Below are 12,218 nucleotides of genomic sequence, written 5' to 3' on the forward strand. Positions count from 1 at the left end.
TCAACGCTGGTGAGCGGTACTTGCCGGGTCGCTCCGCTGGGCCCGCTCGGCGCGTGATCAGGAACTGAACACGGTGCCCCGGATGTCCCGGTCCCGCCTCCCTTGGGCTTACTTGGACTTACGGAAGGCGGTTGTTGGACTGGCGAAGCCCTCGGGGCCGTCCGTCGTTGACGGTGCGCGGAGCCGACGACTACGCAGTGCACATGTCACCAAGCCGTATGCCGGTGGGCGTCGCAGCCGCCGCCTCAGCAGCCGTCCTGGCCCTGGTGGGGACCGCACTCCCCGCCGTGGCCGCCGCCCCCTCACCCGCTGCCGCCGCCGTGCCCGCGGGCAGCCCCGTCATCGCCTCAGCGCAGCTCGCGGTAGCCGTCGCCGCGGACTTCCCGCGCGTGCTCACGTACACCGACCGCGGATCCGGCGAGCAGCTGACCGGCTCCACCCGCCCGGTCACCGCCGTCACCCTGAACGGCGCCGCGCACCCGGTGAAGCTCAAGGGCGCCCCGAAGGTCACCGGCTCGGCCGCCCGCTACACCCTGGCCTTCGCCGACCTGCCCGGCGTGGAGATCGACGCCACGCTCTCCGTGGCCGGCCGCGCCACCACGTTCAGGGTCACCGCCGTCCGCGACACCGCCGCCTTCCGCGTGGGCACGATCGACATACCCGGGCACGACCTGGTCTCCGTCGCCAGTACGGACAGCGGGGCGGCCACCGCCTTCACCCGGCTGGACACCGACTCCACGAAGACCGCCGACGTCTTCGCGGAGGTCACCCCGGACACCCCCGCCGAATCCGCGCCCTCCGGCGCCACGTACGCCATCGTCAACACCAGCTCCCTCGCGGCGGCCGTCGAGTCCAACTCCTCGTACGACAAGCCCTCCGGCGCCACCGGCGGGGACGACGCCCGGTTCTGGCACCAGGCCCGCAAGGAGGACGACGGCTCGACCCGGGTCGCCGTCCGGTCCGGTCAGTGGACCTACCGGGGCGAGGGGGCGCCGAAGCCGGAGAGCGGGGACGCCCTGCCCTGGGCCAAGGTCGTCGTCACGCCCGACGCCAACGGCGACAAGGCCGTCGACTGGCAGGACGGGGCCGTCGCGTTCCGTTCGATCGGCGTGGTCGCGCCGGGCAGCGAGGACACCGCGGACCGGGTGATCACCCACATCCCGTTCAACTTCGCCAGCCAGGCCACGCACCCCTTCCTGCGCACCCTGGACGACGTCAAGCGGATCTCCCTCGCGACGGACGGCCTCGGCCAGCTCGCCCTGCTCAAGGGGTACGCCTCCGAGGGCCACGACTCCGCCCACCCGGACTACGGCGGCGACTACAACAAGCGCGCCGGCGGGCTGAAGGACCTCAACGCCCTGCTGCGGGACGGCAAGAAGTGGGGCGCCACCTTCGGCGTCCACGTCAACGCCACGGAGGCGTACCCCGAGGCGAAGGCGTTCGACGAGCAGCTGGTCGACAAGACCAAGCCGGGCTGGAACTGGCTGGGCCAGAGCTACTACATCGACCAGCGCCGCGACATCAACAGCGGCGACCTGGCGAAGCGCTTCCAGCAGCTGCGCGACGAGACCGGTTCCAACCTCTCGATGCTGTACATCGACGTGTACTACACCCACGGCTGGATCGCCGACAAGACCGTCCAGGCCCTCCGGAAGCAGGGCTGGAACGTCTCCAGCGAGTGGGCCGACAAGTTCGAGCGGGCCTCGCTCTGGTCGCACTGGGCCAACGACCTGGACTACGGCGGCGCCACCAACAAGGGCCTCAACTCGAAGATCATCCGGTTCATCCGGAACAGCGAGAAGGACGTCTGGAACAACGACCCGGTCCTCGGCCAGAGCGCCATCGCCGAATTCGAGGGCTGGACCGGCGAGACCGACTGGAACGCCTTCTACGACAACGTCTGGCAGCGCGACCTGCCCGCCAAGTACCTCCAGCAGCAGAAGATCACCCGCTGGGACGGCAACGGCATCACCTTCACCGGCGGGATCTCCGGCACCGTCGAGGACGGCAAGCGCACGTACTACGACCACGGCCGCAAGGTCCTCAGCGGCACCGACTACCTCCTGCCGTGGGACGGCGGCAAGAAGCTGTACCACTACAGCGAAAACGGCGGTACGAGCAGCTGGGCGGTGCCCTCGAAGAGCGCGTACACCGTCTACGAGCTGACCGACAACGGCCGGGTGAAGACCGGCACGGTCCGGCCCGTCGACGGGAGGATCACGCTGAAGGCCGAGGCCGGGCAGCCGTACGTCCTCTACCCCCACCGGGCCCCGGAGGCAGCCGACCCGGAGTGGGGCGAGGACACCCTCGTCGCCGACCCCGGATTCAACGACGACCGGCTCGGCGACTGGACGAAGACCGGCACCGCCGTCCGCGACACCGACACCCGGGGCCGCAACTCCGCCGAACTCTCCGGCACCGGCACCGCCGCGCTCTCCCAGCGCATCGGCGGCCTGAAGCCCGGCGCCCGCTACACCGCCTCCGCGCTCATCGAGGTCGAGCCCGGGAAGACCCGGCACACCACGCTCTCGGCGGGCGGCCGGTCCGTCGCCGTGGACCGCTCCACCGCGAAGGACTACGTCGCCGCGTCCGACTGGCACGGCACCTACTTCCAGCGCGCCGCGGTCAACTTCACCGCCCCGGCCGACGGCCGCACCACCCTGCGCATCGAGGCCGCGGACGGCAGCACGGCCACCGTCCGCGCCGACGACGTCCGCCTCGTCGCCAACGCCCCCGCCACGAAGAAGGGCACCCTCGTCCACGAGGACTTCGAGGACGTCGCGCAGGGCTGGGGCCCCTTCCTCAAGGGCGACGCGGGCGGCTCCACCGACCCCCGCACCGTCATCTCGCAGCTGCACGCCCCGTACACCCAGGCCGGCTGGAACGGGAAGCTCGTCGACGACGTGATCGGCGGCGAGGAGTCCCTCAAGGCCCACGAGGAGAACACCGGGCTCGTCTACCGCACCGCCCCCTGGACCGTCCCGATGACCGCGGGCCACCGCTACAAGGTCGCGTACGACTACCAGTCCAGCCACGCCGGGGCCTACGAGTGGGTCGACGGCTACGACCGGATCACCGCCGACGGCAAGCCCGCCTCCGTCGAGACCCGGACCACCGCCATCGGCGCCCAGCACTCCACCGGCCACTTCACGGAGACCGTCACCGCGGGCTGCGGCGACACCTGGACCGGGCTGCGCAAGCGCGGCGACGCCCCGGAGGGCGCCGACTTCGTGCTCGACGCCTTCACCGTCACCGACCTCGGCGAGGCGCCCGCCGGTGAGCGGGCGGCCTGCGGCACGCTGAGCGTCGCCGCCGGTGCCGAGGCGCTTGAGCCGGGCACCGCCAACCCTGTCGAGGCGAGCTTCACCAACTACGAGTCCACCGCCGCGACCGGCGTGAAGGTGGACCTCGCCCTTCCCGAGGGCTGGCAGGCCGCGCCCGCCGGAGCCGTCGCCTTCGACTCCGTCGCACCTGGCGCGAAGGTCACCGCGCGCTGGCAGGTCACCCCGCCGGTGGACGCCGAGTACCGCCCGTACACCCTGACCGCCGAAGCGACGTACACGACCGGCGAGGGGCAGCGGAAGCTGGGCGCGCAGACCTCCGTCCGGACGCTCCCCCCGCCGCCCACCGAGGACAGCTGGGCCAGCGACGTCGACTGGACCGCCACCACCAACGGCTGGGGGCCGGTCGAGCGCGACCTGTCCAACGGCGAGACCGGCGCCGGTGACGGCACCGCGCTGACGATCGGCGGCAAGGTCTACGAGAAGGGGCTCGGCAGCCACGCCCCGGCGTCCATCCGCTACTACCTGGGCGGACAGTGCACCTCCTTCACCGCCGAGGTCGGTGTGGACGACGTCCAGAAGACCGCGGGCAGCGTCCAGTTCTCCGTGAAGGCCGACGGCGCCGAGAAGGTGAAGTCCCCGGTGCTCCGGGCCTCGGACACCGCCTGGTCGCTCACGGCGGACGTCACCGGCGCCACGTACGTCGAACTGATCGCCGGTGACGGCGGCGACGGCAACGGGAACGACCACGCGGACTGGGGCAACGCGCGCTTCCACTGCGGAGGCTGAGCCCCTACGTCTCACGCGTGGGCCCCGCCTCCCTTTGTGTCCGGACTCTGGGAAGCGGGGCCCATGCGCGCGTACGCTCGTCAACCATGGGGGAGTTGAGAGCGGACTGGCGGCTGCGGTTACGCCGGGACGGCCCGGAGGAGCCGGTGTGCGGGGCCGGGGTGCTGATCACCCAGGACCGGGTGCTGACCTGCGCCCACGTCGTCAAGGACCCGGACGCCCGGATGTGGGTGGAGTTCGCCGAGAACCCCGGCATCCCGCCCGTCGCCGCCCGGGTCGCCCCCGACGGCTGGCTCGACGGCCGCGAGGACATCGCCGTCCTCGCCCTGGACGGCCCCCGCCCCCAGGCCGAACCCGCGCCCCTGTCCCGGCGCCTCGAACGCGGCGCCGAGGTGTGGCTCGGCGGCTACGCGGCGCCCTTCGACGCGGACGGCATGTGGCTCGCCGGCCGGATCAGCGGCCTCCACGGCGACTGGGTGCAGCTCGACGCCCGCACCAACGCCGAGGTGGTGCGCCCCGGCTTCAGCGGCGCCGCCGTCCACACCGGGCGCCAGGGCGAGCGCCCCGAGAGCGTCGTCGGCCTCGTCGTCAGCTGGCGCGGCGACCTGGAGATGGGCCTGCCCATGGAGAACGACCTCGCCTTCTCGTACATGATCCCCGTCGACCGCATCGCGGAACTCGTCCCTCTGGTGGCCGAGTTGAGCGGCCCGGACGGCTGGGACCACGCCTTCGCCGCGCGGCTCCGGCGCTGGTTCGCGGGCGCCGACCAGCCCTCGGTGCGCTTCAGCGTCATCCCGGGGGGCGGCGGCCGCGACCGCACCCTGCGCCACCAGCTGCACCGCGCCCACCTCGTCCACCGGGGCGGACGCGGCCGCCCCGATGAGCTGGTGGACACCCTGATCGCCCAACTGCGGCCCCCGCCCCACCAGCGCAACCGGTACCGCGACTGGCTCCTCGAAGGCGGCGACGAACCCGAACGCTCCCTCGCCGGACGCCCCGCCACCGGCCCGGTCCTCGCGGTGATCGGCCTGGACGAGGACCCGGATCCGGCGGGGCTCGTACGCGTCCTGGCCCGGGTGCGCACGCTCGGCTTCCGGCTGCTGGTCGTCGTACGCGGCACGGAGGGCCCGGCGCCCGGCGCGGTGGAACGCGACCTCCTCGTCCCGGCCTTGGACGAGCGCGCGGAGGAGCTGCTGAGGAGGGCGGAACGGATGGAACGAACCTGGTCCCGCCTGGACGGCCTGACCGACTCGGCCTCGGCACCCCCACGCCCGGCCACGGACCCGGCCGCGCGCCGGCACCGGCTGGGGGAGCTGCGCGGACTGCGCGAGCCGCACGCCCGGCTGGTGGGGCTGAAGCAGCTGTTACGCGACTTACGCGCCGACCTCGCCGGGGCGCCCGGCCTGCCCGGACAGCGCACCGGACCCCTGGGCCGCCCATGAGGATCCCCTGCCCGCACCGCCGCTTCACCGGCGGCCCCTGCACCGGCGCCGTCCTCCCCACCGGCTACTGCGACACCTGCGGCCGCGACGAGACCGCCCCCGGCCTCCCCGCGCTGCCCGCCGCCCCCGAGGACCACGGACCCGCCCGGCTCCTCGGACTCCCGCTGATCGACCCGGGCAGCCCCGCCGAACGGCTGGCCGCCGCCGAGCATCCGGTGCGCATCGTGATGACCTGCTCGGCCAAGTCCTGCGACACCGCGTTCGTCCCCCCGCACACCGCCGCGCCGCCCCCCGACGAGGGGTACTGCCCGGTGTGCGGGGCGCCCTACTCGTACCGCCCCGAGCTCACCAAGGACGGCCCGCCGCTCCAGGACCAGTACGTCATCCGGGGCCCCATCGCCCACGGCGGGCAGGGCTGGGTCTACCTGGCCGAGGACACGCACCTGGAGGACTTCGTCGCCGTCAAGGGCCTCCTCAACCGCTACGCCGAGCGCGGCGCCGCCCAGGCCGGTGAGGAGCGCCGCAGCCTGGTCGCCATCCGGCACGAACGCATCGTCCAGATCCGGGACTTCATCTCCACCGCCAACGCCGACGGCACGGTCTCCGGCGGCTACATCGTCATGGAGGACGTCGGCGACCGCACCCTGTCCGCGCTGGTCGAGTCGGTCCGGCAGGGCGTCCTCGTCCTCGACATCGAACACGTCATCACCTACGGCTGCCAGATCCTGGAGGCCCTGTCCCACCTGCACGGGATGGGCTTCCTGTACGGGGACATGAAGCCGTCCAACGTGATCCACCACCTCGACGGCATCAAGGTCATCGACCTCGGGGGCGTCCGCAAGGCGGGCAGCGTCGACCCGCCGCCCGTGATCACCCCGTACTTCGCGGCCCCGGAGACGGACGGCAGGAAGCCGCTCACCGTGGCGCACGACGTGCACACGGTCGGCGTCACGCTCGACGAACTGGCCCGCTGGGCGGTCGGCGACGACGTCCCCGGGCTCGGCATCAGCTCCTTCCGGCTCGTCGTGGCGCGGGCCACCGCCGAGGACCCCGAGGAGCGGTTCGGCACCGCCGAGGACATGGCCGGGCAGCTGCGCGGGGTGCTGCGCGAGATCCGGGCCCTGCGCGGCAAGCGCGACCAGCCCGAGCCCTCCGCGTACTTCACGCCCTCCACGGAACTGCTCGGCGCCCGCCTGGGCTCGGTGCCGGACTACGCGCACTGGCTGCGCCGTCCGCTGCACAGCCGCCGCGAGACGCCCCCGGCCCCCGCCCTCGACCCGGGGACGCCGACCCCGACCGAGATCGCCCGCCGCCTGCCGGTGCCCCGGCCCTACCCCGGCGACCCGCAAGCCGCCCGCTTCGGGGTCAGCAGCTACGACCCGGGCCAGCCGCTCGCCCAGCCCGCCGAGGGGGAGCGGTCCGTCGAGATCTGCCTGCACAATGCCCGGCTGCTGCTCGGCCAGGAGGGCGCCGACGCGCCGGCGGCGGCCCACGAGCAGGTCGAGGCGGCGGCCGCGATCCCCGGACCGGGCCCGGTACGGCAGTGGCGCCTCAGCTGGCACCGCGGCCTGGTCGCCCTGCGCGGCTCGGACGTGCGCCCGGGGGAGCGCCGGGCGCTGCTGGAGACCGCCCACGCCCACTTCTCGGCCGTGCACCGCGCCCTGCCCGGCGAGTACGCGGCGAAGCTGGCCCTCGCGTACTGCGCGGAGCAAGTGGGGCCCGGGGCGGGCCCGTCCGCGTACGAACTGTTCCGCGCGGTCCACGCCCGCAACCCCTCGCACGTCGGCGCCGCCCTCGGCCTCGCCCGGCTCGCCCTGGCCCGGGGCGACCGGGCCGCCGCCGTCCGGGTCCTGGACCTGGTCCCCGACGAGTCCCGCGACCACACCGTGGCCCGCGTCGCCGCCCTGCGCATCCGGGCCGCCCGGCTGGCCTCGGGCGACCGCCCCCTGCCCGGGCTGGGGGAGATCGACGCGGCGCTGGCCGCGCTCGCCGCCCCGGTCGTCGCCGGTGACGAGGCGGCCTGGCTGCTGCGCACGGAACTGTACGAGTGGAAACTCGACGCGGTCCGCGCCCCGGCCGAGCCCCCGCCCCCGCCCCGGACTTGGCTCCGCGGGGGCGTCCCGCCCCCGCCCGTCCCCGGCGAACGGGAGGTCCGCGCGGAGCTGGAGCAGTGCTACCGCTGGCTGGCCCGCCAACGCCAGAAGCCGGAGGAGTACGAACGGCTCATCGACCTCTCGCACGCGGTGCGCCCGCAGACCCGGTTCTGAGGGGCGGGCGACGGGCGCCCCGCGACGCAGCCCTCACGACCGTCCGCCCCGGCGCACCGCGCCCCCACGCCGTCCCCCTGGAGATCCGTTCATGGCCGCTCCCGAACCGTCGCCGACCGGGCTCCGCTTCGCCGTGTCCGTCGACGTCCGGCGCGACCAGCAGCCGCACCACGACACCCGGATCGATGCCCATGTGCGCGTGAAGGCGACCGGCACCGGGCCCCGCGACCAGCGGCCCGCCACCGAGCTCGCCGTCGTCGTCGCGCTGGACGTCCGCCCCGCGCGCCGGAGCGACGCAGCCGCCGCGCTCGCCGCCGCCCTGCGCGCACTGCCCGACGGGCTGTCGTTCGCCGTGCTCGGGGGCGCCGGGGACGACGGGCCCGGGCGGTGCTACCCGCTGCGCGGGCCCTGGGCGCTCGCGGACACCGATGAGAAGCGGCGTGCCGCTTTCAGCGTGGGGCGCGTCGCGCCGACCCCCGACGACCGGCCGCCGCCGGGGTACGGGGCCTGGCTCACCGCCGCCCGCGCGCTCTTCGGACAACGGCCCTTGCCCGTACGGCACCTGATCCTCGTCACCGACGGCGGCGGGCACGACCCGGCCGGCGAGGCGGCGCTCGGGGCCGGGATCGCCGCGTGCGAGGGGGCGTTCAGCGCGGACGTGCTCGCGCTCGGCGTGCACTGGGACCCGGCGCCGCTGCTCGCCCTCACCGAGGGGCTGCACGGCACGGCGGACACCGCCCCCGACCGGTTCGCCCCGGCCGTCACCGGGGCGCTGCGCCGGCTGCGCCGGGTCCGCAGCCCCGAACTGCCCGTCACCGTGACCGGACGCCCCGCGGTGACCGGGGTCGCGCTGAGCGAGAGCCAGCCCCGGCAGCACGCCCTCGTACCGGTCACCGCGCCGGGGGAGCCGCACCGGTACGACTTCGCCACCCACCAGTGGGAGCCGGGCACCCGGGACTACCTGCTCGCGGTGCGGGTGGACGCGAGCGCCGACCCGCTGGGCGTGCTGCTCCAGCTCGCCACGGTGTCCGTGGGCGACGCCACCGCCCCGCTCCTGGTCCGCTGGCTGCCGCCCGGCGTCGCCGTGGGCGCGGGCGGCACCGGCGGCGGGGGCGGCACGCTCGACGCGATGAACGCCGCGACGCGGATGCGGACCGCGCTCGACCGGGGATACGCGGCCCTGGACCCGATGAGCCGCGAGGAGGCCGAGCGGCACTTCGGGCTCGCGGTCCGGCTGGCCCACGAGATCGGCGCCGCCTGGGTCCTCGACGACGTCCGCAAGGTGGCCGAGATCGTGGACGGGGCCCGGGGCCTGGTCCGCGTCGGCCCCACCGTCGACCGGGGGACCGTGCGCGTGGGGCGGCTGCACGTCGCCTCGGGTCACCTGCTCGACCTGCCCGCGCACGCCGCGGGCCCGGCCGGGAAGTGCCCCGGCTGCCGCCACCTCGCCGGGCCGGGCGCCCGGTACTGCATCGCCTGCGGGAGGCGCCTGTGATGCCACGGCCCACCCACTGGACGCGCGCCTTCCGGGCCCGCCGGCTGACCGGCTCCCGCACCAGGCGGCTGCTCGAACTGCACCTGGCCGTCATCGTGCTGGCCGCGCTCGTCTCGATGACCGCGCTGCTCGTCTCGTACCGCGAGGTGCAGAACGCCGCCGGCGAGATGCGCGGCCACGCCGCCCCCGCCGTCCAGGGTGTCGCCGCCACCCAGCTCGCCCTGCTCCGCGCCCACCAGGAGGCCGAGGTCTCCGTGCGTTTCGGTATCGACGAGGTCGTCGGGGCCGGGGCCCGCTACGAGGCCCAGCTCTCCGCCGCCGGTCAGGGCCTGTCCCGGCTCTCCGACGTCCAGATCGACGGCGAGCGCGGCCGGGGCGTCCTGGCGACCGTCACCGGCGTACTGACCTCGTACAGCGGCTCGATCACCCCCGGCACCGTGAAGTACGTGGACGACGACCTGATGCAGTGCCAGAAGATGAGCGACGCCGAGCGCCAACTGAACCGTCCGGGCACCGGGGTCGTGCCCCGCCTCGACGTCCTCCAGGACCACCAGATGCGGCGGATGACCCGCATCAGCACGCTCGGCCCCCTCCAGCTCACCGGCTGGGCCGTCGCCGAACTGGGCCTGCTCGTCCTCACCCTGACCACGCTCAGCGCGCTGTGGCTGCTGCGCAGCCGCTGCGGGCGCAGCCTGGACCCGTGGCTGCTGCCGACACTCCTGGTGGCCGTCGCCCTCGCCGTCGTACCGCTGTGGGCGACCGCCGCCACCCAGGAACGGCTGGACGCGGCGCGCCACGAGCTGGCCGGGATCGAGGACACCGCGAGCGACCCGCGCGTGCGGGCCCGGGTCAAGGACACCGCGAGCGACCCGTGCGTGCGGGCCGGGATCGAGGACTCCGCGAGCGACCCGCGCGTGCGGGCCGGTGACACGCCCCGCAAGCAGGACGACCGGGACCCTCTCGCCCATGCCCAGCAGGTCGTCACCCTCGCCTCCACCGACCTGCGCGGCGAACTGGCCGCCCGCAGCTGGCAGAGCTGGACCTATTACGGGGCGCTCGGCGCCGGCGCGCTCGTCCTCCTGCTGCCGGCCGCCGGGCTCAGCCGCAGACTCAACGCCGACTACTACTGGAGAGCCGGATGAGACGGCACCCCCGCGCCCTCCTGCTGGTCCTCGCCCTGCTCCTGACCGCCGCCGGCTGCGGCCTCGCGGCCCCCGGCGGCAGCGACGCCGAGCCGAGGGTGACGATCCTCGGTCCCTGGACCGACGAGCAGGAACGGCAGTTCAAGGACGTCCTGGACGGCTTCGGCATCCCGTACACCTACCAGGGCACCGCGGCCACCCGCGAGGTCCTGCTCGCCGAGGTACAGGCCGGCGACCCGCCGGACATCGCGATCCTGCCCGGCGTCGGCGAACTGGTGGAGTACGCCGCCGACAACCGGCTCAAGTCGCTGACGGGCCTCTACGACCCCGAGGAGTACGGCAAGCCGTGGCTGCCGGAGGCAGAGGGCATAAAGAAGGACCTGTGGGTGCCGCTCAAGACCGACCTCAAGTCCATCGTCTGGTACCGCAGGGGCGAGACCCCGCCGCGCTCCCCGGCCCCGCTGGACGCCTGGTGCGCCGCCATGGGCGACGACGGCTCCTCCGGCTGGCCCGGCAGCGACTGGATCGAGGACCTGCTCCTCCAGCAGGCGGGCCCGGTGCTGTACGCGCGCTGGGCCACCGGTGACCTGCCCTGGACCGCCTCGCACGTCGAAACCGCCTGGACCACCTGGGCGGGTCTCCTCGCCGAGGGATCGCGCAAGGAGCGTCTCAGCATCCTGGAGGGGGACCACCGGGGCCCGGCCGGCGGGCACGGGCTGCTCTTCGACGGCGGCGGCTGCTCCCTGGAGCACCAGGGCTCCTTCGCCCGCTCGTTCTACGGAGACCGCAGGGCCGGGGCCGCCTTCACGGACTCGGCCCGGCTGCTGCCCGGCGGCTCGTATACCGTGAAGGCGCACGAGGTGTCGGCGGACTTCGCCGCGTTGTTCGGGGACGGCGAACGGGCCCGGACGATGATCCGGCGCCTCACGTCCGAGCAGGCCCAGGAGGAGTGGGGCCGCGCGGGCGGGGTGTTTTCGGCCAACTCCGCGGTCCCGGCCCGCAAGGGCACGGTCGAGCGGGAGGTCGGGCGCCGGCTCACGGACCAGCGGGTGCCGTTGTGCCTGGACGCGTCGGACGTCATGCCGGCGGCGGTGCGGGACGCGTTCTACGAGGCGGTGCTGCTGACGGTGGCGCACCCGGAGGAGCCGGTGCGCCCACGCCTGAAGAACATTCAGAAGGTGCAGAACGCCCAGGCCTCCCGGGTACCCCGGCTCACCGGCGTGTGCGGCAGGCCACAGTGAAGCCTTTGTGGGACCTCCACAAGCAGAACCCGGTACCGGCTGGTACTTCGCCTGCATGGGCGCGGGCTTCTGTCCGGCTCCACCAGTAAACCGGGCAGGAGACTGTACGGAGTCGACGGCACCATTTTCTTGGCGGGGTTCGTAGGGTCGTTACATGACCGTTGTGGACGAAACCCAGGGCGAGCCGAGCGACACCCGCGGCCGTGTGGCCGAACTGCTGGCACTGCGCGAGCAGGCCCGGCGCGGACCCAGTGACCGGGCGACCGAGGCGCAGCATGCCAAGGGCAAGCTGACCGCCCACGAGCGCATCGAGCTCCTCCTCGACCCGGGTTCCTTCCACGAGGTGGAGCAGCTGCGCCGCCACCGGGCGACGGGTTTCGGCCTGGAGGCGAAGAAGCCGTACACCGACGGTGTCGTTACCGGCTGGGGCACGGTCGAGGGCCGGACGGTCTTCGTGTACGCGCACGACTTCCGGATCTTCGGCGGGGCGCTGGGCGAGGCGCACGCGACGAAGATCCACAAGATCATGGACATGGCGATCTCGGCCGGTGCGCCGCTGGT

Annotated in this window: 7 protein-coding genes; all 7 read left to right on the forward strand. The window is 74.2% G+C overall.

Annotated features, from left to right (window positions below):
- Positions 1-203 precede the first annotated feature (203 nt).
- The gene (locus ABZ565_RS03500; RefSeq protein WP_361019997.1) at positions 204-4,070 is read left to right on the forward strand and encodes an endo-alpha-N-acetylgalactosaminidase family protein; all 3,867 of its coding nucleotides are present in this window, start codon (positions 204-206) and stop codon (positions 4,068-4,070) included.
- 86 nt (positions 4,071-4,156) lie between these two features.
- On the forward strand, positions 4,157-5,512 hold the full coding sequence (locus tag ABZ565_RS03505) for a serine protease (RefSeq protein WP_361019999.1): 1,356 nt from the start codon (positions 4,157-4,159) through the stop codon (positions 5,510-5,512).
- Positions 5,509-7,779 (forward strand): tetratricopeptide repeat protein, encoded by a 2,271-nt coding sequence (locus ABZ565_RS03510; protein WP_361020001.1) that lies wholly within the window; start codon positions 5,509-5,511, stop codon positions 7,777-7,779. The genes ABZ565_RS03505 and ABZ565_RS03510 overlap by 4 nt, the downstream gene beginning before the upstream one ends.
- Before the next feature lie 91 nt (positions 7,780-7,870).
- Positions 7,871-9,274, forward strand: a complete 1,404-nt coding sequence (locus ABZ565_RS03515; protein WP_361020003.1) for a hypothetical protein — start codon at positions 7,871-7,873, stop codon at positions 9,272-9,274.
- Positions 9,271-10,416 (forward strand): hypothetical protein, encoded by a 1,146-nt coding sequence (locus tag ABZ565_RS03520; protein WP_361020005.1) that lies wholly within the window; start codon positions 9,271-9,273, stop codon positions 10,414-10,416. The genes ABZ565_RS03515 and ABZ565_RS03520 overlap by 4 nt, the downstream gene beginning before the upstream one ends.
- Positions 10,413-11,657, forward strand: a complete 1,245-nt coding sequence (locus tag ABZ565_RS03525; RefSeq protein ID WP_361020007.1) for a carbohydrate ABC transporter substrate-binding protein — start codon at positions 10,413-10,415, stop codon at positions 11,655-11,657. The genes ABZ565_RS03520 and ABZ565_RS03525 overlap by 4 nt, the downstream gene beginning before the upstream one ends.
- A gap of 154 nt (positions 11,658-11,811) precedes the next feature.
- Positions 11,812-12,218: carboxyl transferase domain-containing protein (locus ABZ565_RS03530; protein ID WP_361020009.1), on the forward strand; the 407-nt coding region annotated here is incomplete at its 3' end.

The organism is Streptomyces sp. NPDC016469 (assembly GCF_040632905.1).
GTDB lineage: Bacteria > Actinomycetota > Actinomycetes > Streptomycetales > Streptomycetaceae > Streptomyces.

Excerpts from the sequence above, each read along its gene's own strand:
- ABZ565_RS03500 (WP_361019997.1), top strand. The coding sequence starts at position 204 with ATGTCACCAAGCCGTATGCCGGTGGGCGTCGCAGCCGCCGCCTCAGCA.
- ABZ565_RS03505 (WP_361019999.1), top strand. The coding sequence starts at position 4,157 with ATGGGGGAGTTGAGAGCGGACTGGCGGCTGCGGTTACGCCGGGACGGC.
- ABZ565_RS03510 (WP_361020001.1), top strand. The coding sequence starts at position 5,509 with ATGAGGATCCCCTGCCCGCACCGCCGCTTCACCGGCGGCCCCTGCACC.
- ABZ565_RS03515 (WP_361020003.1), top strand. The coding sequence starts at position 7,871 with ATGGCCGCTCCCGAACCGTCGCCGACCGGGCTCCGCTTCGCCGTGTCC.
- ABZ565_RS03525 (WP_361020007.1), top strand. The coding sequence starts at position 10,413 with ATGAGACGGCACCCCCGCGCCCTCCTGCTGGTCCTCGCCCTGCTCCTG.